Here is a 21,868-nt window from a genome sequence, read left to right as displayed (position 1 = left end):
AGGCGAGAGGAGGTGCCCGTGATGCCGGAGACCGTCGAGTCGGTGTTCGCCGGCGTGGTCGCCCGGAACCCGGGAGAGCCCGAGTTCCACCAGGCGGTCCGCGAGGTACTGGAGAGCATCGGTCCGGCCCTGGCCCGGCATCCCGAGTACGCCGAGGTGGTCGAGCGGATCTGCGAGCCCGAGCGGCAGGTCATCTTCCGGGTGCCGTGGGAGGACGACCAGGGCCGGGTACGGGTGAACCGCGGCTTCCGGGTGGAGTTCAACAGCGCGCTCGGCCCGTTCAAGGGCGGGCTGCGCTTCCACCCGTCGGTCTACCTGGGCATCGTGAAGTTCCTCGGCTTCGAGCAGATCTTCAAGAACGCGCTGACCGGCCTGGCGATCGGCGGCGGCAAGGGCGGCGCGGACTTCGACCCGAAGGGTCGCTCCGACCGCGAGGTGATGCGGTTCTGCCAGAGCTTCATGACCGAGCTGTACCGGCACATCGGCCCGCAGACCGACGTGCCGGCCGGGGACATCGGGGTGGGCGGCCGGGAGATCGGCTACCTGTTCGGGCAGTACAAGCGGATCACCAACCGGTACGACGCGGGCGTGCTCACCGGCAAGGGCCTGGCGTACGGGGGCGCGCAGGTGCGCCGGGAGGCGACCGGGTACGGCGCGGTGTTCTTCGCCGACGAGATGCTCCGCCAGGCCGGGGACAGCCTGGAGGGCAAGCGGGTGGTGGTGTCCGGCTCCGGCAACGTGGCCATCTACGCGATCGAGAAGGTGCACCAGCTCGGCGGCACGGTGGTGGCGTGCTCCGACTCCGGCGGCTACGTGGTCGACGAGAAGGGCATCGACCTGGCGTTGCTGCGGGAGCTGAAGGAGCAGCGCCGGGGACGGCTGGCCGAGTACGCCGAGCACGCGCGCAACGCGGCTGCGGTCCCGGACCGCAACGTCTGGGAGGTGCCCTGCGACCTGGCGCTGCCCTGCGCCACGCAGAACGAGATCGGCGGCGCGGAGGCCGCCGCGCTGGTCGCCGGCGGCTGCGTCGCCGTGGTGGAGGGGGCGAACATGCCCACCACGCCGGAGGCGGTGCGGATCCTCGGCCGGGCCGGGGTGCGGTTCGCGCCGGGCAAGGCGGCCAACGCCGGCGGCGTGGCGGTCAGCGGGCTGGAGATGCAGCAGAACGCCAGCCGCGACACGTGGACGTTCGGCGAGTCGGAGCAGCGGCTACGCGAGATCATGCGGGACGTGCACGACAGGTGCTGGGCGACCGCCGAGGAGTTCGGCCTGCCGGGCGACTACGTGGCCGGGGCGAACATCCAGGGGTTCCGGCGGGTGGCCGAGGCGATGCTGGCGCACGGCGTGGTGTGAGCGGCACGCGGGACGGGCGCTGACCGAGCGGTCGGTCAGTGATTGACAGCTCTCGACGCCCGGCCTAGGTTCAGGGCGCTACCGGCCGGTAGGCATCCGTCCCGCGTCGTCACCCCCGTCCCGGGGTGGCACCGTCCCCCCGGGGAGCAGCGATGCAGCCCTCACCCGTGCGCCGCCGGCTGCTCGCCGTCGGCGTGGCCCTCACGTTGACGCTCGGCCTCACCGGCGAGGCCCCCGCCGCCGCCACCGGCCGCGACGACGGCAGCGGCCCGCTGCCCGGCTACACCATCGTCAACCCGCCGCTGCCGCCACTTGTCGTCGGCGGCGCCGCCACCACCGTGCGGCAGGGCGTGCACGCCAACGCCGGGTACGTCATCGAGATCCCCAGGCGCTGGAACGGCGAGCTCGTGATGTGGGCGCACGGCTACCGCGGCCAGGGCACCGAGCTGTCGCCGGAGCCGCCCGGCTTCGACCTGCGGCAGCGCCTGGTGACCCAGGGGTACGCGTGGGCGTCGTCGTCGTACGACCGCAACGGCTACGACGTGCGCTCCGGCGTGCGCAGCACCCGCGCCCTGGCCGACCTGTTCAGCCGTACCGTCCGGCGCCCGCACCGGGTGCTGATCGCCGGGGTGTCGATGGGCGGTCACGTCATCGGCCGTTCGCTGGAACAGTACCCGGGCTTCTACGCCGGGGCGCTGCCGATGTGCGGGGTGCTCGGCGACCAGGAGCTGTTCGACTTCTTCCTGGACTACAACCTGGTCGCGCAGGCCCTCGCGGGGGTGCGCGCGTACCCGACGCCGCCCGACTATCTGACCTCGGCGGTGCCCCGGATCCAGGTCACGCTCGGCCTGGCCGGGCTGGCCCCGGGCGGCCCGGACACCACCAACGACCTGGGCAAGCAGCTGCGCGCGGTCACCGTGGAGCGCTCCGGCGGGCCGCGGCCGGGCGCCGACGCCGCGTTCGCGGTCTGGAAGGACTTCCTGTTCGGCATCGCGGTCAGCGAGGCGGACGGCTCCCCCGCCCGGCGGCCCGGTCAGCTCGCCACGAACCTGTTCACCAGGTACGCGCCGAACCAGCCGGTCAACCTCGACGCGACGGTGCAGCGGGTCGCGCCGGAGAACCTGCGCCAGCGGCTCTCGCCGAGTCTGACCGAGGTGCCCCGGATCGCCGGGCGGCCCACCGCGCCGGTGCTGAGCCTGCACGGCCTCGGTGACCTGTTCGTGCCGTTCGGCATGGAGCAGGCGTACGCCCGGGAGGTGGCCCGGCACGGCCGGTCCCGGCTGCTGGTGCAGCGGGCCGTGCGTACCGCGCAGCACTGCGAGTTCAGCCCGGCCGAGGCCGGCGCCGCCTGGGACGACCTGACCCGCTGGGTCCGCACCGGCAAGCGCCCGGCCGGCGACGCGGTCACCGACCGGCGCGCGGTGGCGGCGCCGGACTTCGGCTGCCGGTTCAGCGACCAGGCCGCCCGGGCCGCCGGGGCCGGCACCCGCCCGCTCTATCCGCCCTGCCCGGCTCAGTCCTCCTCGCGGCCGTACCAGCCGCCGCGGTAGACGGTGCCCTGCCGGGCCGACTCCGGCGGCGCCGATTCCGGCGTCGGCGCCGCCTCCGCCGCGAGGGCGCTCCGGCGCGAGCGGCGGACCCGGCTGACCACGAACCAGCAGAACCCGGCGATCACGGCCACGATCACGATCTTCTGGAACGTGCCCGCGTACGCCTCGACCACGTGCCACTGCTCGCCGAGGAAGTACCCGGCGAGCACGAACGTGGTGTTCCAGATCAGGCTGCCCAGCGCGGTGTAGAGCAGGAACACCGGCACCGGCATGCGTTCCACCCCGGCCGGAATGGAGATGAGACTGCGGAAGATCGGAATCATCCGGCCGAAGAACACCGCCTTGACGCCGTGGCGCAGGAACCACGCCTCGGTGCGGTCCACGTCCTCCAGCTTGATCAGCGGCAGCCGCTCGGCCAGGGCGCGCATCCGGTCCCGCCCGAGGGCCGCGCCGATGTAGTAGAGCGCCAGCGCGCCCACGATCGACCCGATCGTGGTCCAGACGATCGCACCGACCAGGCTCATCTTGCCCTGGCTCGCGGTGAAGCCGGCCAGCGGCAGGATCACCTCGCTGGGGATGGGCGGGAACAGGTTCTCCAGCGCCACCGCGAGGCCGGCGCCGGGACCGCCGAGCCGTTCCATCAGGCCGGTGACCCAGCCGGTCACTCCGTCACCGGACGGCTCTGCCGCCCGCGCGGCGCTCACCCGGGGGCCGGCGAGCAGCTGTGCGTTTCCGATCATCCGACCAACGTTACGGGGCGAAGCTGCGGACGACCACGCGTCATGGAAACCATTATCGTGTACGCCATGCGTACGCCGTTGCGGATCGCCGTCGCCCAGCCGCTCACCCGCTCCGGCGACGTCGCGGGCAACGCGGCACGGCACGCCGACGCCGTGCGCGCCGCCGCGGCCCGCGTGGTGCTCTTCCCGGAGATGTCACTGACCGGGTACGAACTGGACGCCGCGCCGCTGGACCCGGACGATCCCCGGCTCGCGCCGCTGCGCGCGGCGTGCGCCGAGACCGGGACGCTGGCGCTGGCCGGCGCGCCGGTGCCCGGACCGCACATCGGGGTGCTCGCGATCGACGCCGAGGGCGTGCGGGTGGCGTACCGGAAGATGTGCCTGGGTGGCGCGGAGCCGCAGCACATGCGGCCGGGCCGGGAGCCGGCGGTGCTCGATGTGGACGGCTGGCGGCTGGGCCTGGCGGTCTGCAAGGACACCGGCACGCCGGAGCACGCGGCGGCGACGGTGGCGCTCGGCGCGGACGCCTACCTGGCCGGGGTGCTGGAGTCGGCCGACGACGCGGCGGTGCCCGACGAACGCGCCCGCCGGGTCGCCGCCGCGCACGGCGTGTGGGTGGTCATGGCGAGTTTCGCCGGCTCGACCGGGGGCGGGTACGCGCGCGCCGCGGGTGGTTCGGGGATCTGGTCACCGGCGGGTGAGCCGGTGGCCCGGGCCTGCACGGACACCGGCGAGGTGGTCACCGCCACGCTGCGGTGACACTCAGCCCTCGTCGCCGCCGCGCAGCCGCTCGTAGCCGTCGAGCAGCTTGCGCAGCCCGGCGGCGGTGACCGGGTCGATCTTGTCGTCCTCGGCCGCGTCGTCGATCTTCTCGCGCAGGTCCTCGACCCGCTTCTCCCGGTCCTTCGGCTTGCCCCGGTCCAGCTCGGCGACCTTCTTGCGCAGGTCGTCGGCGACCTTGCGCTCGATCAGCCCGATCGACTCGGCCCGGTCGAGCAACTCGTCGAACCGGTCGCCGAGCTGCCGCAGCGTCACCGGTTCGGCCGCCGTCGACGGCGGCGCCGCGCTGCTCGGCTCGGGCGCAGGCGGCTCGGCGGCGCCGGTCGTGGGGCCAGTCGTGGGCGCGGCGGCCGGCGGGGCGCCGGAGCCGTCACCCCACACCAGCGAGCCGACCACCGCGAGCAGCAGCACCACGGCGCCGGCGACCAGCAGCCCGAACAGCCGGTTCGAGGAGACCGCCGGACGCGGCGGCGCGCCGGGACGCCCCGGCGCGACCGGGCGGGCCGTGGCGGCCGGAACCCGCTCGACCAGGGTGGGCGAATGCGTCACCGGCGCCACGGTGGGCAGGATCGCGGTCGGCGGATCCACCGGGCGGCCCGCGCCGAGCCGCTCGGCGAGCCGGGCCGCGCTCGGCCGCCGCGCCGGGTCCACGTCCAGGCAGGCCAGCACCAGGTCGGCGATCTCCGGCGGCAGGCCGGGCACCCGCGGCGGCGGCACCGGCGGCCGGTTGCGCCGCACCTCCAGCACGTCGTCCCAGCTGCGCACCGGCAGCGGGGCCCGGCCGGTGAGGCTGCGGTACAGCAGCACGCCGAGCGCGTACACGTCACCGGCCGGATGCGCCGGGCCCGGGTCGAGGCGTTCCGGGGCGAAGTAGGCGGGGGTGCCCATCAGCAGCACGCCGGTCTGCCCGGTGACCGGGTGCGGGCCGGCGGGCGCGGCGATGCCGAAGTCGAGCACCTTCGCGCCGGTCTCGGTGAGCATCACGTTCGCCGGTTTGATGTCGCGGTGCACCACGCCGATGCGGTGCGCCGCGGCCAGCGCCCCGGCGACCTGCCCGGCCGTGCGGACCGCGTCCGGCCAGGCCAGCGGCCCGCCGGCCAGCCGGTCGGCGAGCGTCTGCCCCTCCACCAGCTCCATCACCAGGTACGGGACCACGACACCGCTGTCCAGCGTCGCCTCGGCGTAGTCGTACACCTGGGTCACGTGCGGGTGGGTCAGCCGCGCCGCCGCGCGGGCCTCGCGCTGGATGACCGCGCGCAGTTGCGGGTCGGCGGCGAGCTGCCCGGCGAGGACCTTGACCGCGACGGGCCGGTGCAGCACCTCGTCGTCGGCGCGCCACACCTCGGACATCCCGCCGAGGCCGATGCGCTCACGCAGGACGTAGCGGTCGTGCAGGCGCAGGGCGGGCGTGAACGGCGACATAATTCACCAGGCTGCCATGCGCGGCACCGGCCGCACCAACCCGCGCCCCCGTTTCGTCCGTGTTCCGGCGTTCTTCCGCCCGAGTCAGGGCTTGCGGGCGACCCCGCCGTACATGCTGACGTCGACCACGGACGGCCGCGGCTCCGGCTCGCCGTCGGCGCGCCACTCGGCCACCGAACAGATGCCCGGCTCGACCAGTTCGAGGCCGTCGAAGAAGCGTACGACCTCCTCCCGGCTGCGCAGGTTGATCACGCCGTGCGGGCCACCGCCCCGGGCCGCCGCCTTCGCCTCGGCGGCCACCTCCGCCGGAAGGTAGTCGTGGGTGGCGTGCGAGGCGGCCAGGTAACTGCCGGCGGGCAGCGCGTCGAGAAGCGTGTCGACCAGCGCGTACGGGTCTTCGCCGTCGGGCACGAAGTGCAGCACCGCCAGCAGCATCAACGCCACCGGCTGGGACAGGTCGAGCGTGCGGCGCAGGTCCGGGTGGGCCAGGATCCGCTCCGGGTCGCGCAGGTCCGCGTCGAGGTAGGCGGTGACGCCGTCGGCCGAACTGGTCAGCAACGCGCGGGCGTGGGCCAGCACGATCGGGTCGTTGTCGACGTACACCACCCGGGCGCGCGGGTCGATCGCCTGCGCCACCTCGTGGGTGTTGTCGGCGGTGGGTATGCCGGTGCCGATGTCCAGGAACTGCCGGATGCCCGCCTCACCGGCCAGGTGACGCACCGCGCGGCGCAGGAACCGCCGGTTCTCCAGCGCGCTGATCCGGATGGTCGGGAACCGGGCGGCCATCGCGTCGCCGGAGTCCCGGTCGGCCTGGAAGTTGTCCTTGCCGCCGAGCCAGTAGTTGTACCGGCGGGCGGGGTGCGCCACTGTCGTGTCGATCCGGTCGCCGGGCGGCCCGGAAACGGGCGCCGTCCCTGCTGCGTCGCTGGTCAAGGCCACCTCCACGACTCGGGTCCCACCGTCCACTGTCTCCGGTGCGGATCATGGTACTGCCCGGCGCCGGCCCGGTCAGGCCGGGTACAGCTCGTCGCGGAGGCGGGCCAGCAGCTCACGGGTGCGCTCCGGCGGCGCGGCCTCCACGCACAGCCGTTCCATCGCCTCGGCGTAGAACTCGAGGTCGTCGCGCTTGTCCAGGTAGATCGCGCTGGTCAGCTGCTCGATGTAGACGATGTCCGGCAGGTCCGCGTCGCCGAAGCGCAGGATGCTGAAGGCCCCGCTGGCCGCGGCGTGCCCGCCGGCGGAGAACGGGACGATCTGCAGCCGTACGTGCGGCGCGGCGGTCGCCTCGATCAGCGCGTCCAGCTGCTCGCGCATCACCGCGGCCCCGCCGATCGGGCGGCGCAGCGCCGCCTCGTCGAGCACCGCCCACAACTGCGGCGGGTTGCTGCGGCGCAGCAGCTCCTTGCGCTGCATCCGCAGCTCCACCCGCCGGTCCAGCTCCGCCGCCGACGCGCCGCGGTGCCCGAGCAGGATCACCTGCCGGGCGTACGCGGCGGTCTGCAGCAGCCCGGGCACGAACTGCACCTCGTACGTGCGGATCAGCGCGGCGGCGGCCTCCAGGCCCAGGTACGCCTGGAACCACGCGGGGAGCACGTCACCGTAGCGGTGCCACCAGCCCGGGCTGTTCGCGTCCCGGGCGAGCTTGAGCAGCGACTCGCGCTCGCCGGCGTCGGTCACGCCGTAGAGCGTGAGCAGGTCGGCCACGTCGCGCTCCTTGAAGCCGACCCGGCCCAGCTCCATCCGGCTGATCTTCGACTCGGAGGAGCGGATCTCCCAGCCGGCCGTCTCCCGGCTGACCCCGGCCCTCTCACGGAGTCGCCGCAGCTGCCCACCGAGCAACATGCGCAGCACGGTGGGCCCGCTTGTCGGACCACCCTCGACGGGCACCGTCGCCACCTGACCGCCCTCGCATCCCGACTGCCCCGGCCGGGCGCCCCCCGGCCGACGAGTAAGCATGCCATGAACCGACAGTGAGGTGAACTCCTCCGGAGCGGTTAATCAGTCCCGTGTGCGGGACGGCGGGATCAGGTGGTCGAAGTCGCCGTCGCGCGCGCCGAGCACGAAGGCGGCGATCTCGTCCACTGTGTAGATCAGCGCCGGGCCCTCCGGGTGCCGGGAGTTTCGGACCGCGATCCCGGTGCCACCGGGCAGCTCGGCCAACTCGACGCAGTTGCCGCTGGGGTTGCTGCGACGACTCTTCGACCAGCGCATCGGGGGCAGCTCGGGCACGGGCACACCGTTCGGCGGTTGTTGCATGGGCGTCCTTCGGGATGAGCCAGCCGAGGCCGCGGGGAGGAGCGGTGGGTGGCGACGTCTGTCGACTGAGGAGTGAGATGCACGTGCATCTGCTATTGCATCTGCAATGGACGGAGAGCATGATAGCCGAAACGTACGGTGTGCCGGGTCGCTCACATTCGGTGACCCGAACCCGGCCTCCGGATGCCGCCGCGCGCGGCTAGGGGACTGCGGTGAGGAGGACGCGCGTGCCGGATCCGATGACCGTCGCCTCCGGCATATCCGCCGCGGGGGCCCTCATCTCGGCCTGGCAGTTGCGCCGCCGCGCCGTACGCGCCGAGGCCGAGATCGAGCTGCTCCAGGCCGAACTGGCCGCCGAACGGCACGCGGCCAGCCACGACCCGCTCACCGGCCTGCCCAACCGCCGCGCGTTCTTCCGGCTCGCCGCCACCCTGCTCACCGACCCGGCCGGCCAGCCACTGGTAGCGGTCGTGCTCGACCTGGACAACTTCAAGCAGGTGAACGACCGCTACGGGCACGCCGCCGGCGACCAGGTGCTGATCAGCGTCGCGCAGCGGCTCGCCGCGTTCGCCGGCAACAACCTGGTGGCCCGCCTCGGCGGCGACGAGTTCGCCGGCCTGCTGGCCAGCCCCACGGCCGACCGCCGGTGGATCGAGCACGCCACGCGGCGGCTCTGCGAGGCGCTCGCCGCGCCCATCCCGCTGGGCGCGCGCAGCATCCAGGTCACCGCCTCGGTCGGGCTCGCGCCGGTGCACTGCCCGACGCAGCTCACCGACGCGCTGTGCCGCGCCGACGCCGCCATGTACGAGGCGAAGACGCTCGGCGCGGCCCGCCCGACCCGGCAGCTCGTCGCGGAGTACTGACCGGCCCGGTCAGCGCCAGCCGTAGCCGGCGCGCAGCGCCTGCCCGACCCGGTCGAACCGTGGCCGGTCCAGCACCGCGCCCTCGCGGCGGATGCTGTCCTCGCGCATGGTGAGCACCCGGTCCAGGCGCACCCAGGAGGGCCGGTTGTCCCGGTCCCACTCCCCCGGGCCGAGCGCCAGCCAGTGCCGCTGGCCGTCCCGGTCGCTCTGGCTGGACAGCATCAGCCCGAACAAGGTGCGGCTGTGCCGTCCGACCACCAGCACCGGGCGGTCCTTGCCCTGGCGGGGGTCGTCCTCGTAGGGCACCCACGTCCAGACGATCTCGCCCGGGTCGGCCTGGCCGTCCGGCTCCGGCGCGTACGACAACTCGCGGCGCTGCAGCGCGTTGACCTGGCGGCGGCGCGCGACCTGAGCCGGGATCGGCGCGCCCGTGCGGGGCGGGGCGGGCACGGCCCGGGTGATCCGGCCGAGCCGCGACGCCACGTTCTTCAACAGACCTGCCACGGCGGGCAGCCTATCGGCCGGGGTGCGACCGCCCGGGAATCGGGTCGCCCGGTCGGGTGGACGGCGCCGTGCGGGATGCCCCCTGTTAATAGGGGGCCCCTCTACTACCGGAGGCGTTAATAAGGGGCCCTTCCTTACGCTGGGGGCGTGCGGCTACCCGATGATCTGCCGGTGTTCGAGCGCAGCGCGGTACGGCTGGTGGTGCTCGACGCCACCAACCACCTGCTGCTGTTCCACACCCGCGACCCGGACCACCCCGACCTCGGCGTGTGGTGGGAGCTACCCGGCGGCGGGCTGGACCCGGGCGAGACGTACCGGGAGGCGGCGGTCCGCGAACTGCGCGAGGAGACCGGCATCGCGATCGGCCCGGACGAGGTGGGCGCGCCGACGTGGCGGCGGCGGGCCAGCTTCCGGCACCGGCAGCGCCGCCACCTCCAGGACGAGGTGATCGTGGCGGTACGGCTGCCCGGCCCCGGACCGGACGTGGACGAGGCGCTGCGGCTGGACTACGAGGTGGAGGACTACTTCGGGTTCCGCTGGTGGCCGCTGGCCGAGGTGCTCGCCGAGCGGCCGCGCTGTTATCCCGGGCGGCTGCCCGAACTGCTGCCCGCGTTCCTGGCCGGCGAGGAGATCGACGAGCCGTTCGAGCTGTGGTCCTGAGCGCGGGCGTGCCACCCGGCGCGTGAGCGGGCAGAGTGGAGCCGTGACTCCCCTGCACGCACCCCTGGCCCGTTACGCCGAGCGGCTGCACCGCGCCGCCGGTGACACCCACCACGTCGCCTCGCCGCTGGGCGCGTGGCTGCTGCTGGCGCTGACCGGCCCGGCCGCCACCGGCGAGACCCGGGCGGCGCTGGCCGAGGCGCTCGACGCCGACCCGGACGACGCCGCCGCGGAGGCCCGGGCGCTGCTCGGCGCGCCGCACCCGATGGTCGCCGCGGCCACCGGGCTGTGGGAGCGCGCTCCGGCGCCGGAGCTGGCCGCGTGGCGGGCCGCGCTGCCGGAGAACACCGAACGCGGCCCGCTGCCCGACCAGGCCACGCTGGACGGCTGGGCCCGGGAGCGTACCGGCGGGCTGATCGACAGCTTCCCCGTCGACGTCACCCCGGACACGCTGCTGCTCCTGGCCAACGCGCTGGCCACCCGCGTGTCGTGGGCCGACCCGTTCGACACCGTCCCGGGCGCCGAACTGGGTGCGGACAGCGCCTGGTCGGGCCGGCTGAGCCGGGTGCTGCGTACGCCGCCGTTCGGGCACCGGTGCTGGGTGGCGGCCACCGACCGGGCCGGTGACGTGGCGGCGCACGCGGTGCCGGCCCGCACCGGCGACGACGGCGCCGGAATGCTCGTGGTGTCGGTGGCCGCCGCGCCCGACGTGCCGGCCGTCGACGTGCTGGCCGCCGCGCCGGAGCTGGCGAGCGCCGCCGCGCTCCTGCCGGACTCCATGCCGGGCCGCCAATCGCTGTTCGACCTGCCGCTGGGCGAGACGCCGCTGTGGACGCTGCGGGAGGAGCCGACCCGGACGTACGCGGACGACGGCCGGGAGGAACGCGCCACCGCGGTGCTGCCCTGCTGGTCGGCGCAGAGCCGCCACGACCTGGCCAGGCCCGGGTTCGGCTTCGACGCGGCGGCGCAGGCACTCGGCGAGCTGCTGGGCCTGACCGGGCCGGGGTTCGACGCCGCGCAGTCCGCGGTGGCCCGGTTCGGCCGCTACGGCTTCGAGGCCGCCGCGGTGACCGCGTTCGGCCGGGCGACAGCGCTGCCGCCGGAGGGGGTCGCCCGCGTCGCGGAGCTGCGCTTCGGTCACCCGTACGCGGTGGTCGCGGTGACCACCGACCCGGCCGGCGGCCCGTGGCACGCGCTGCCTGTCTACTCCGCCTGGGTGGCCGACCCGGAGGAGTTGCCCGCCGACGAGGCCGGATAGGCGGGAAGCGCGCTCGCGAGCTGGTCCAGTCCCAGCGAGCCGAGTTCCAGCGCCCGGTTGTGGAACGCGCGCCGGTCGCCGGGGAACGCCGCGCGTCCGTCGCGCCACACCCGCTCCCCCACCTTGTAGGTGAGCGCCTGCCCGGGCCGGCCCAGGTACCGGGCCACTTCCAGTGGCGCGTACGGGCCCTGGTGGCAGCGGTCGCGCAGCAGGTCCAGCGCGGCCTGCGGCGTCCACGGCGCGCTGCCCGACGGCATCGGCAGCCGCAGGTGCAGGCCGATGTCGAGCACCACCCGGGCCGCCCGCAGCAACTGCATGAACAGGTGGCCCAGCCGGGCGCCCGGCTGCTCGTAGAGTCCGAGTTCGTCCATCAGCCCTTCGGCGTACAGGGCCCAGCCCTCCTGGGCGCCGGAGAGCCCGCCGAGCAGGTTCAGCCGCTGCCCGGGGCCGCCCCGGCACGCCTCCGATCCGAGGTGCAGGTGGTGGCCGGGAACGCCCTCGTGGTACGCGGTGCTGTACGCCCACCAGGTCGGGAAGCGCTCCTGACCGTCGGGCAGCAGCCACGAGACCCGGCCCGGCCGGGTCAGGTCCCGCGACGGCGCGATGTAGGCGGTGCCGCCCGACGTGGTGACCCGGGACTCGATGCGGCGCAGCGGCGCGGGGATGTCGAAGTGCGTACCGTGCATCCGCTCGGTGGTGGCCTCCAGCAGCTCCTGCAGCCAGGCGGCGAACTCGTCCCGGCTGCCCAGCACACCTGGCGCGTCGGGGCGGTCGAGCCGTTGAAGCACCTCGGGCACGGTGCCACCCAGGGCTCTCGCCTCCGCGACCAGGTCCGCCTCGATGGCGGTGAACTCGTCCCAGCCCCACTCGTACAGCTCACGCAGGTCCGGTTCCGTGCCGAGGAAGGTCCGCACCCAGCGGGCGTACCGCGCCGGGCCGAACGCCTCGTCGTCGCGCGCGAGCGGCGCGAGGTCCGCGGTGAGCGTCGTGGCGAACCTCCGGTACGCCTCCCGCGCGTCCCGCGCCGCCGCCTGCAACGACGCGCGCTGCGGCCCGTCGCCGTAGCGCTGCACGAGCGCCGTGTCCTCGTCGATCCAGGTGCGGCAGCGCTGCGTCACCAGGTCCACCTGGCGTCGTGTGGGCAGGTGACCGCGTTCGGCGGCGACCAGCAGGCTGGCGGCGTACCCGTCCAGGGATGCCGGGATCGCGGCCTGGCGCGCGCCGACGCGGGCCCAGCCGTCCTCGTAGGCCGCGTCCCCGGCGTCGCGGCCCGGGACCGCTGATTCGACGCACTGGCGGATGAGCTGGAGCGGGCCGGTGGCCGCGACGTGCAGTTCCCGCAGGTCCTCCCCGGCGTCGTGGAAGGCGATCCGGGCGCGCAGCCGTTCGGCGAGGTGCTCGTGCAGCGGGCTCGGGGCGGGCAGCGCCTCGATCCGGCGCAGGGCGCGCGCGGCGAGATCGGCGCGGGCCTGGTGACCCTCCGGGCTGTAGTCGGTGAGCCCGTCGACGTCCTGCTCACCGGCCTCGACCACCGCCACACACGGATCGAGGCGCCCCATCTCCCGCAGCAGCGTGTCGGTGACGTCCTCGCCCATCGCACCGATGCTACCCCCGGTGATCAAGGAGTTCGTGCCGGCCGGAAGGCCCGGAAAGGACACGAACTCCTTGATCAACCGGATGGGAGGCGGGGTCAGACCGAGACGAGCTCCTTCTTCTCGGCCTTGGCGGCCAGGCGCTTCTCACGCTCCTGGGCGCCGATCAGGTCGTCCGGCAGGGAATCCTCCACCTCGATGTCGAAGCGGCGCAGCAGCCGGATGGCGAACCCGCCGAGCGTGACCAGGACCAGCGCCGCGCCGAAACAGATGTACGCGAACCCGATGCCCCGGCCCGGTCCGGTGCCGATCACCGCGCCCACCGTGCCGGCCAGCGCTCCGCCCGGCGCGAGCATCGGCTCGAACAGCGCGGTGGCGCCCGGCGCGAGCAGCGCGAACCCGATCGGCAGCGTGGACCAGGAGATGGTCTGGTTGAGGCTGAACACCCGGCCGTGGAAGCGCTGCGGCACCTTCACCTGGACGATCGTCGCGTAGATCGACTGCGCGGTGGTCATCGACATGGCCAGCCAGCAGAAGCCGACGCAGATCATCGCCACCGAGGCGTCCAGGCCGATCAGCATGCAGCCGATCGCGGTGCCCAGGTTGCCGATCAGCACGCCGATCATGCGGCGCTTGCGCGGCCCGCCCCACAGCGACATGAGGATGCCGCCGAGCACCGCGCCGACCGCCTCGGCCAGCGCGACCTGGGCGACCTGGGTGGGGCTGCCGAACGACAGCACCAGCGGGGTGATCAGCACCAGCGCGGGCGCCAGGAAGATGTTGCCCAGCGCGAAGTAGCCGAGCATCAGCCGGAATCCGCGGTGCCGCCAGGAGTAGCGCATGCCGTTGGCGATGGCCACCAGCAGCCGCTCCCGGGGCCGCCAGCCGAGCGCGTCCGGGAAGCGGACCACGGCGAGCGTGAGCACCGCGAGCACGTAGCTGGCCACGTCGACGAGCAGGATGCCCTTCAGGTCGATGGTGGCGAGCAGGCCGGCCGCGAACGCCGGCATGAGCAGCGTGGCCACACCGGTGGACAGCTGGGTGATGCCCATGGCGTGCCCGAGGTAGCGCTTGGGCACCAGCTGCGGCACCGCCGACTGGAACGCGATCCGCTGGAACGACCCGGCCACCGAACTCAGTGCCACCAGCAGGTAGATGTGCCAGAGCACCAGGTTGTCGGTCCACAGCAGGCTGGCCAGCACCAGCTGGATGGAGCCGGCGAAGCAGCTGGCCGTCATCATGATCCGGCGGCGGCTGACCCGGTCCACCAGCGCGCCGGCCACCGGCAGCATGAGCACGCCGCAGATCAGCGCCAGCGCCCACAGCAGACCGAGGTCGGCCACCGAGCCGGTGCGGTTGAACAGCCAGATCGGCAGCGCGAACGCGGTCAGCGCGGAGCCGGTGCTGGAGACGAGCTGCCCGACCGTGATGGCCAGGAAGCGGCCCATGCTCGGCTTGACCGCGGTGCTGGCCTTGCGGGCCACGCCCACGCGCAGCGTGTCCGCCACCGCCCAGCCGGCGTCCTCACCCCGTGCCTGCGGGCTCAGCGCGCCGATGTCACCGGCGACCACCGCCGGGTGCGTCTGCGTGACGATCTCGGCCAATTCCTCGGCGCGGTACTTGAGGAAGAAGTGACCTGCTTGGTCGAGCACGACCAGCCCGAGCGTGTCGCTGAGGAACTGCCACTCGGTGTACCGCTCGCGGTAGTAGTCGGTGACCGGGTCCTCGGAGCCGACCACCGAGATGATCGGCGCGCGCAGCTTCGTCGCCTGCTTGTCCAGCAGCCGGGTGAAGTACTCCTCCGAGGCGCGGGAGTCGGCCCGCATGTTGCTGATGATCCGGTCCGCCTGCTCCGGGTCCAGCTCGTCGGTGTCCACGCCCATCGACTTGAGCCAGCTCGCGTAGTGCTTGTTGCTGCGCAGTTGCTCCAGCTTGTTGCGGGCCGCCGAGAAGACGCCCTTGGGGCGGGCGAACGGGAACATCGCGCCGATGTAGACGGCCTCCAGGTCCCGGCCGGACGCCTCGACCTTGCGGGCCACCTCGGCGACGATCGCGCTGCCCACGCCGCAGTGGCCGTACAGGGCGATCGGTCCCTCGACCCGCTCCAGGATCTCGTCGGCGACCCGGCTGGTCAGCTCCTCGAACGGCAGCGCGTCCTCGGTGAGGCCGACGTCGTGGCCGGGGATGGCCAGCGACCACAGCCCGTACCCGGCCGGCAGCGCGTCGGCCAGCGGCTGGTAGACGATGGCGCTGCCGCCGCCGTACGGCACGCAGACGTACGTCAGCACCCGCTTGCCCGCCGGGATCGGCTTGGTCAGCTCGTAGAGCAGCCGGCGCGGCCCCTCCTGGGCGGCGTCGCCGGAGATGAACGCGGCCAGGTCGCGGATGGTGCGCTGCTGGAACAGGTCCATCACGCCGACCGCCCGGCCGCCCAGCTCCGCCTTGCGGATCTTCGCGACCACCTGGGTGGCGAGCATCGAGTGCCCGCCCAGGTCGAAGAAGTCGTCGTCGATGCCGAGCGTGTCCACGCCGAGCACCTCGGACCAGATCGCGGCCAGCGCCCGCTCGGTGTCGTCGCGCGGCTCGACCAGCGCCACCGACGCCTCGCGGGTGACCACCGGCGCGGGCAGCGCCTTGCGGTCCAGCTTGCCGTTCGGGGTCAGCGGCAGCGTGTCGAGCGTGACGAACGCGGCCGGCACCATGTACTCGGGCAGCGTGTCCTTCAGCGCCGCCTTCAACGCGGTGTGCTCGGCCGCCCCCACCAGGTACGCGGTCAGCCGCTTGTCGCCCGGGCTGTCCTCCCGGACGATCACCGTGGCTTCGGTGACGTCCGGCTGCTCGCGCAGCGCGCTCTCGATCTCGCCCAGCTCGATGCGCAGGCCGCGCAGCTTGACCTGGTGGTCGATGCGGCCCAGGAACTCGATCACCCCGGCGCCGTCCGGGCCGACGACCCAGCGGGCCAGGTCACCGGTGCGGTAGAGGCGGGCGCCCGGCTCGAAGGAGTTCGGGTCGGGGACGAACTTCTCCGCGGTCAGCGCCGGCCGGCGGTGGTAGCCGCGGGCCAGCCCGACACCGCCGATGTGCAGCTCACCGGCCACCCCGACCGGGCACTGGGCGCCGGACGGGTCGAGCACGTGCAGCCGCAGGTTGGCGATCGGCGCGCCGATCGGCACGCTGGTCACCTGCGCCAGCCGGTCCGGCTCGCACGCCCAGGCGGTCACGTCGATTGCCGCCTCGGTCGGGCCGTACAGGTTGTGCAGGCCGCACCAGGGCAGCCGGGCGGTGAAGTCGGCCGCCGAGGCCAGCGGCAGCTCCTCGCCGGAGCAGATCACCCGGCGCAGCGCGGTGGCCGCCTCCACGCCGTCCTCGGCGAGGAAGACGGTGAGCATCGACGGGACGAAGTGGGCGGTGGTGATCCGCTCGGACACCAGCAGGTCACGCAGGTAGCCGGCGTCCTTGTGACCGCCCGGCTTGGCCAGCACCAGGCGCGCGCCGGTGCGCAGCGGCCAGAAGAACTCCCACACCGACACGTCGAAGCTCGCCGGGGTCTTCTGGAGCACCGCGTCGTCGGCGCCGAGGCGGTACGTCTTCTGCATCCAGTCGAGCCGGTTGACGATGCCCCGGTGCGTGTTCGGCACGCCCTTCGGGCGGCCGGTGGAGCCGGAGGTGTAGATGACGTACGCCAGGTGCTCCGGCCCGGCGGCCGGCGCCGGGTCGGTGTCGGGCTGACCGCTCCACACGGTGGCGTCGTCCAGTTCGAGCACCGTGGCGCCGGTGTCGGGCAGCACGTCGCGCAGGTGCGACTGGACCAGCACCACCGGCGCGTCCGCGTCGCCGACCATGAACGCGAGCCGGTCGGCCGGGTACTCCGGGTCCAGCGGCAGGTACGCGCCGCCGGCCTTGAGCACGCCGAGCAGCCCGGCGACCAGTTCCACCGAGCGTTCCGCGCAGACCCCGACCAGGGTCTCCGGGCCGACGCCGGCCGCGCGCAGCCGGTGCGCGACGCGGTTGGCCTGCGCGTTCAGCTCGGCGTACGTGCGGCTGTGCCCGTCGATGGTGACCGCCACCGCGTCCGGGGTGGCCGCGGCGCGCTCCTCGATCGGGCCGTGCAGCGTCTCGGCGCGCGGGAAGTCCGCGCTGGTGTCGTTCCAGGCGGCCAGCAGCTCCCGCTCGGCGGCGGGCAGCAGCGGCAGCCGGGAGACCGGGGTGTCCGGCGCGGCGACGACCGCGTCCAGCAGAGCGGTCCACCGCTGCGCCATCCGCTCCACGGTGGCCCGGTCGAACAGGTCGGTGTTGAAGACCAGCTTGCCCCAGAGCCCGTCGACGGTCTCGACCGCGTGCAGCTCGAAGTCGAACCGGGTGGCCCGCAACTCCATCGGGGTCCAGGTGAACGTGACCTCGTCGGTACGGGACACGCCGGTGAACCGGCCCATCTCGTAGTTCTGCAGCACGAACATGGCCTGGAACACCGGGGAGCGGCTGACATCGCGCGGCAGGCCCAGCTCGTGCACGACCTTGGCGAACGGCACCTCGGCGTGCTCGAACCCGTCCAGCACGGTGCGGCGGGTGCGCTCCAGCAGCTCGGCGAAGGTCGGGTCGTCGCCCAGGTCGGCGCGCAGCGGCAGCATGTTGATGAACATGCCGACGAGGTTCTCCAGCTCCGGCGCGGACCGTCCGGCGACCGAGGCGCCGATGGCGAAGTCGTCCTGGCCGGAGTGCCGGGCCAGCAGCACCTGGTACGCGGCGAGCAACGTCATGAACAGCGTGCCGCCGCTGTCGCGGGTGAGCGTGTTGAGCGCCTCGGTGGCGGCCGGGTCGAGCTGGAACTCGACGAAGTCGCCCCGGTAGGTCTGGGTGGCCGGGCGGGGCCGGTCCAGCGGCAGTTCCAGCGGGGTGATGCCGGCCAGCCGCTGCTTCCAGTAGTCGACGTGCGCCCGCGCCTGCGGGCCGTCCAGCTCCTGGGCCTCCCAGACGGCGAAGTCGCCGTACTGGATCGGCAGGGCGGGCGGCTCGCCGCCCCGGTAGAGCGTGATCAGGTCACGCAGCAGCACGTCCACCGACCAGCCGTCGCCGACGATGTGGTGCTGGGCCAGGAACAGCACGTGGTCGTCGGCGGCGAGCCGGATCAGCAGGGCCCGCAGCAGCGGCCCCTCGGCGAGGTCGAACGGCTCGGCCGCCGCCGCCTCGACCAGCACCTGCGCGGCGGCCTCGTCGGGCGCGTCCACCACCGTCAGCGGCACGTCCGCGGTGTCCGCGATCACCACCGTGGGGCGGCCGTCGGAGTCGGCCGGGAAGCGGGTGCGCTGCGACTCGTGCCGGTCCGCGAGCGCGGTCAGGGCGGCGCGCAGCGCGTCCACGTCGAGCGGTCCGCGCACCCGCAGCGGCACCGCGATGTGGTACGCCGCCTCGCCCGGGGCGAGCTGGTCCATGAACCAGACCCGCTCCTGGGCGTAGGACAGCGGCACCTCGGCGCCGGCCGGGCGGGGGGCGATCCGGGCCGCGGTTGCGGTCTGGCGGGCGCGTAGCCGTCGGGCGATCAGCGCCTGCCGGGCCGCCTCGCGGGCCGGATCCTTCAGGTCGGTCATCAGTTGGTTCCCTCTTCCGCCGCGAGCAGCGCGGCGACCTCGGTGTCGGAGAGACCGTCGAGCTCGGCGGCGATCCGCTGTTCGATCTGGGCGGCCAGGTCCGCCACCACGGGGCTGCTGAACAGCGCCCGCATGGGCAGCTCCACGTCCACCTCGGCGCGGATGCGGGCCATCGCCCGCATGCCGCGCAGCGAGTTGCCACCGAGGGCGAAGAAGTCGTCGTGCGCGCCGACCTTCTCCACCTGGAGGATGTCGGCGTACACCTCGGCGACCAGGGCCTCGGCCTCGGTGCGGGGCGCGACGTAGCTGTCCTGCGCCGTCTCGGCCGTCGCCGGGGCGGGCAGCGCGGCGCGGTCCAGCCTGCCGTTCGGGGTCAGCGGCAGCGCGTCCAGCCGGACCAGGGCGGCCGGCACCAGGTGCGCCGGCAGCTCGCGGGCCAGCTCGGCGCGGACCGAGTCCTCGTGGGCCGGGCCCACCAGGTAGCCGACGAGCATCGGCTCGCCGCCGTCGGCGCGGACCGCCGCGGCGGCGGCCCGTACGTCCGGGTGAGCCAGCAGCGCCGCCTCGACCTCGCCCAGCTCGATCCGCATGCCGCGCACCTTGACCTGGTCGTCGCGGCGGCCCAGGTAGTCCAGCGTGCCGTCGGCGCGCCAGCGGGCCAGGTCGCCGGTGGCGTACATCCGGGCGCCGGGCGGCCCGTACGGGCAGGGCAGGAACCGCTCGGCGGTCAGGCCGGGCCGCTCGTGGTAGCCGCGGGCGAGCTGCGTGCCGGTGACGTACAGCTCCCCCACCACGCCCGGCGGCACCGGGCGCAGCGCGGTGTCGAGCAGCAGTGCCCGGGTGTTCCAGGTGGGCGTGCCGATCGGCACCGGGCCGGCCGGGACCGGCTCGCCGGGGGCGATGCGGGCCGCGACGCAGCCCACAGTGGCCTCGGTCGGGCCGTACTCGTTGATCACCGCCACGTCGGGGTGCGCGGCCCGCCAGGCGGCGAGCTGCTCACCGGTCAGCGCCTCGCCGCCGATGACCAGGTCGGTCGTCGGTGACAGCTCGCCGTCGAGCAGCGGCAGGTGGCTCGGCGTGACCTTGAGGAAGGTCGGCCGCCCACCGGCGCGGGCGGCGGGCTCGTCGATCGCGGCGAGCCGTACCGTGCCGCCGGCGGTGAGCGTGCCGAGCAGGCCGGTGACGGTGAGGTCGAACGAGACCGGCGAGTGCAGCAGCGCCACCCCGGAAAGCCCCGGGTAGGTGGCCCGGGCCCAGGCCAGGTACGCGGTCACCGCCCGGTGCTCGACCACCACGCCCTTGGGCCGGCCGGTGGAGCCGGAGGTGTAGAGCACGTACGCGGGATGTTCGGGGCGCAGCGGGGCGACCCGGTCGGCGTCGGTGAGGTCGTCGCCGGGCTGGTCGGAGCCGACCTCGCCGTCGAGCACCAGCGCGTCGCCGGGCACCAGGGCGGCGGTGTCCGGGTCGGCCACCACCAGCGCGGGCGCGGCGTCGGTGAGCAGGTACGCGATCCGCCCGGCCGGGTACGTGGTGTCCACCGGCACGTACGCGGCGCCGGCCTTCAGCACGGCGAGCATCGCCACGACGAGGTCGCAGGAGCGGGGCAGGGCCAGCGCGACCCGGGTCTCCGGGCCGGCCCCGCGCGCCACCAGCAGCCGGGCCAGCCGGTTCGCGGCGGTGTTCAGCTCGGCGTAGCGCAGCGTCGCGCCGTCGCAGACCAGCGCCGGCGCGTCCGGGGTGGCGGCGGCCTGCCGCTGCACCTCGTCGACCACAGTGGTCGCCGGCACGTCGTGGGCGGTGTCGTTCCAGGCGCCCAGCACCAGGTCATGTTCGTCGTCGGTGAGCAGCGGCAGCGCGGCGACGGTGCGCTGCGGCTCGGCGCCGGCGGCGGCGAGCAGCCGCACGTAGCGGCGCACCACCGCCTCGGCGGTCTCCCGGTCGAACAGCTCGGTCCGGTAGACCAGGCGGCACTCCCCGGTGGTGATGTCGAAGGCCAGGTCGTCCTTCGTGGTGCCCAGCTCCACCGGGTCGAGGCCGGAGTCCGGGATCCAGTTCAGGGCAGTCTGGAAGATCGGCTGCACCGACGGGTCCCGCTGCGGGTCGACCGCCTCGACGATCTTCTGGAACGGCGCCTGGCCGTGCTCCATGGCGTCGATCAGGCCGTTGCGGATCCGGCCGAGCAGCGCCGCGAACGCCGGGTCGCCGGAGACGTCGCAGCGCAGCGCCACCGGGTTGACGAACATGCCGATCAGCGGCGCCAGCTCCGGGTTGTCGCGGCCCGCGGTGGCCACCCCCACCACCACGTCGGTGTCGCCGGAGATCCGCGACAGCAGCGCCGCGAAACCGGCCAGCAGCACCATGTACGGGGTGGCCTGCGCCCCGGTGGCCAGCGTGCCGATCCGGTCCAGCAGCCCGTCGGGCAGCGTGAAGCGCACCTCGTCACCGGCGAACCCGAGCTGGCCCGGACGGGGCCGGTCCAGCGGCAGGCCGATCACCGGCGGCGCTCCGGCCAGGTGGCCGGTCCAGAAGGCGAGCTGCCGGTCCAGTTCCTCGCCGGTGAGCTGCTGGCGCTGCCAGACCGCGAAGTCGGCGTACTGGATGGGCAGCTCGGGCACGGCGGGCTCGGCGCCGGTGCGCGCGGCCTCGCAGAACGCGACCAGTTCGTGGTGGAACAGCACCGCCGAGTGGCTGTCGAAGACGGCGTGGTGCGCCACGAACGCCAGCGCGAGCCCGTCCTCCATGCGGATCAGCCGGGCCCGCCACAGCGGCGCGGCGTCCATCGGGATCGGGGCGCGCGCCATCTCGCCGCGGATCCGCTCGAACTCGCCGCGCTGCTCACCGGCGGGCAGATGGGTGACGTCGGTGACGGGCAGCGGCGCCGGTTCGTGGGCGCGCACGACCTGCACCAGCGCGCCGTCGTCGACCCGCAGGTGGGTACGCAGCGCCTCGTGCCGGGCGATCACCCGGTTGACCACGTCGCCGGCCGTCTCGGCGTCCACGTCGGCGGGGAACATCCACGGGAAGGAGACGTTGAACACCGGCGACCCGGCGTCGAGCTGGTTGGCCATCCACACCCGCTCCTGGGCGTAGGAGGCCGGGAACGTCCACTCCTGGGTCATGAGAGGGCCTCGCGCACCGAGCGGGGACGCATGTCGGTCCAGACCTCGTCCACGTGGGCCAGGCACTGCTCGCGGCTGCCGGCGAAGCCGGTGTCGTGCCAGCCGGCGGGCAGCTCGCGGTCGGCCGACCAGATCGAGTACTGCTCCTCGTCGTTGCGGACGACCAGGAATCGGGATTCGGCCATG

Annotated in this window: 16 protein-coding genes; 6 read left to right on the top strand and 10 right to left on the bottom strand. The window is 74.1% G+C overall.

Annotated elements, in window-relative coordinates:
- Positions 1-21 precede the first annotated feature (21 nt).
- Positions 22-1,353, top strand: a complete 1,332-nt coding sequence (gene gdhA / locus BAW75_RS20280) for an NADP-specific glutamate dehydrogenase (RefSeq protein WP_043330196.1) — start codon at positions 22-24, stop codon at positions 1,351-1,353.
- Between the two features lie 152 nt (positions 1,354-1,505).
- The gene (locus BAW75_RS20275; protein WP_104114554.1) at positions 1,506-2,903 is read left to right on the top strand and encodes an alpha/beta hydrolase family protein; all 1,398 of its coding nucleotides are present in this window, start codon (positions 1,506-1,508) and stop codon (positions 2,901-2,903) included.
- On the opposite strand, the gene BAW75_RS20270 is transcribed toward BAW75_RS20275, so the two are convergent.
- Positions 2,867-3,643 carry a DedA family protein gene (locus BAW75_RS20270; RefSeq protein ID WP_104114553.1) on the bottom strand — a complete coding sequence of 259 codons (777 nt, stop codon included), beginning with the start codon at positions 3,641-3,643 and terminating at the stop codon, positions 2,867-2,869. The genes BAW75_RS20275 and BAW75_RS20270 overlap by 37 nt on opposite strands.
- Before the next feature lie 66 nt (positions 3,644-3,709).
- Between BAW75_RS20270 and BAW75_RS20265 the strand changes: the two genes are divergently transcribed.
- On the top strand, positions 3,710-4,402 hold the full coding sequence (locus tag BAW75_RS20265; protein WP_104114561.1) for a carbon-nitrogen hydrolase family protein: 693 nt from the start codon (positions 3,710-3,712) through the stop codon (positions 4,400-4,402).
- Between the two features lie 3 nt (positions 4,403-4,405).
- Here BAW75_RS20265 and BAW75_RS20260 read toward each other — a convergent pair whose 3' ends face one another.
- From BAW75_RS20260 to BAW75_RS20245, 4 genes are all read right to left on the bottom strand, one after another.
- Complete coding sequence (locus BAW75_RS20260; protein ID WP_104114552.1) at positions 4,406-5,845, bottom strand: serine/threonine-protein kinase; 1,440 nt, start codon at positions 5,843-5,845, stop codon at positions 4,406-4,408.
- Between the two features lie 84 nt (positions 5,846-5,929).
- Positions 5,930-6,778, bottom strand: a complete 849-nt coding sequence (locus tag BAW75_RS20255) for an SAM-dependent methyltransferase (RefSeq protein ID WP_104114560.1) — start codon at positions 6,776-6,778, stop codon at positions 5,930-5,932.
- 75 nt (positions 6,779-6,853) lie between these two features.
- Positions 6,854-7,741 (bottom strand): helix-turn-helix domain-containing protein, encoded by an 888-nt coding sequence (locus BAW75_RS20250; protein WP_043324606.1) that lies wholly within the window; start codon positions 7,739-7,741, stop codon positions 6,854-6,856.
- A 102-nt stretch (positions 7,742-7,843) separates the two neighbouring features.
- On the bottom strand, positions 7,844-8,101 hold the full coding sequence (locus tag BAW75_RS20245) for a DUF397 domain-containing protein (protein ID WP_030502645.1): 258 nt from the start codon (positions 8,099-8,101) through the stop codon (positions 7,844-7,846).
- A gap of 227 nt (positions 8,102-8,328) precedes the next feature.
- Between BAW75_RS20245 and BAW75_RS20240 the strand changes: the two genes are divergently transcribed.
- On the top strand, positions 8,329-8,964 hold the full coding sequence (locus BAW75_RS20240) for a GGDEF domain-containing protein (protein ID WP_043324610.1): 636 nt from the start codon (positions 8,329-8,331) through the stop codon (positions 8,962-8,964).
- Between the two features lie 9 nt (positions 8,965-8,973).
- Here the strand turns inward: BAW75_RS20240 and BAW75_RS20235 are convergent, their stop codons facing one another.
- The gene (locus BAW75_RS20235; protein WP_069088202.1) at positions 8,974-9,468 is read right to left on the bottom strand and encodes a type II toxin-antitoxin system PemK/MazF family toxin; all 495 of its coding nucleotides are present in this window, start codon (positions 9,466-9,468) and stop codon (positions 8,974-8,976) included.
- A 147-nt stretch (positions 9,469-9,615) separates the two neighbouring features.
- Here BAW75_RS20235 and BAW75_RS20230 point away from each other — a divergent pair, with 147 nt between their 5' ends.
- Complete coding sequence (locus BAW75_RS20230) at positions 9,616-10,128, top strand: NUDIX hydrolase (protein ID WP_104114551.1); 513 nt, start codon at positions 9,616-9,618, stop codon at positions 10,126-10,128.
- Between the two features lie 43 nt (positions 10,129-10,171).
- On the top strand, positions 10,172-11,386 hold the full coding sequence (locus tag BAW75_RS20225; protein WP_104114550.1) for a hypothetical protein: 1,215 nt from the start codon (positions 10,172-10,174) through the stop codon (positions 11,384-11,386).
- Here BAW75_RS20225 and BAW75_RS20220 read toward each other — a convergent pair.
- From BAW75_RS20220 to BAW75_RS20205, 4 genes are all read right to left on the bottom strand, one after another.
- Positions 11,332-12,981, bottom strand: a complete 1,650-nt coding sequence (locus BAW75_RS20220; RefSeq protein ID WP_104114549.1) for a DUF885 domain-containing protein — start codon at positions 12,979-12,981, stop codon at positions 11,332-11,334. The two genes, BAW75_RS20225 and BAW75_RS20220, sit on opposite strands and share 55 nt — an antisense overlap.
- A 95-nt stretch (positions 12,982-13,076) precedes the next feature.
- On the bottom strand, positions 13,077-18,563 hold the full coding sequence (locus BAW75_RS20215) for a non-ribosomal peptide synthetase/MFS transporter (RefSeq protein WP_104114548.1): 5,487 nt from the start codon (positions 18,561-18,563) through the stop codon (positions 13,077-13,079).
- A complete protein-coding gene (locus BAW75_RS20210; protein WP_104114547.1) occupies positions 18,563-21,682 on the bottom strand; it encodes a non-ribosomal peptide synthetase in 3,120 nt (1,039 codons plus the stop codon). The genes BAW75_RS20215 and BAW75_RS20210 overlap by 1 nt, the downstream gene beginning before the upstream one ends.
- The gene (locus tag BAW75_RS20205) at positions 21,679-21,867 is read right to left on the bottom strand and encodes an MbtH family protein (RefSeq protein WP_104114546.1); all 189 of its coding nucleotides are present in this window, start codon (positions 21,865-21,867) and stop codon (positions 21,679-21,681) included. The genes BAW75_RS20210 and BAW75_RS20205 overlap by 4 nt, the downstream gene beginning before the upstream one ends.
- Position 21,868: the final 1 nt, after the last annotated feature.

The organism is Micromonospora chalcea, assembly GCF_002926165.1.
GTDB lineage: Bacteria > Actinomycetota > Actinomycetes > Mycobacteriales > Micromonosporaceae > Micromonospora > Micromonospora chalcea.
The sequence above is the reverse complement of the archived record's forward strand: the minus strand, read 5'-3'. Positions and strand labels throughout refer to the sequence as shown.

Coding starts and splice junctions, on each gene's coding strand:
- BAW75_RS20275 (WP_104114554.1), top strand. CDS start 1,506: ATGCAGCCCTCACCCGTGCGCCGCCGGCTGCTCGCCGTCGGCGTGGCC.
- BAW75_RS20265 (WP_104114561.1), top strand. CDS start 3,710: ATGCGTACGCCGTTGCGGATCGCCGTCGCCCAGCCGCTCACCCGCTCC.
- BAW75_RS20215 (WP_104114548.1), bottom strand. CDS start 18,563: ATGACCGACCTGAAGGATCCGGCCCGCGAGGCGGCCCGGCAGGCGCTG.
- BAW75_RS20245 (WP_030502645.1), bottom strand. CDS start 8,101: ATGCAACAACCGCCGAACGGTGTGCCCGTGCCCGAGCTGCCCCCGATG.
- BAW75_RS20205 (WP_104114546.1), bottom strand. CDS start 21,867: ATGGCCGAATCCCGATTCCTGGTCGTCCGCAACGACGAGGAGCAGTAC.
- BAW75_RS20210 (WP_104114547.1), bottom strand. CDS start 21,682: ATGACCCAGGAGTGGACGTTCCCGGCCTCCTACGCCCAGGAGCGGGTG.
- BAW75_RS20220 (WP_104114549.1), bottom strand. CDS start 12,981: ATGGGCGAGGACGTCACCGACACGCTGCTGCGGGAGATGGGGCGCCTC.
- BAW75_RS20260 (WP_104114552.1), bottom strand. CDS start 5,845: ATGTCGCCGTTCACGCCCGCCCTGCGCCTGCACGACCGCTACGTCCTG.
- gdhA (WP_043330196.1), top strand. CDS start 22: ATGCCGGAGACCGTCGAGTCGGTGTTCGCCGGCGTGGTCGCCCGGAAC.
- BAW75_RS20270 (WP_104114553.1), bottom strand. CDS start 3,643: ATGATCGGAAACGCACAGCTGCTCGCCGGCCCCCGGGTGAGCGCCGCG.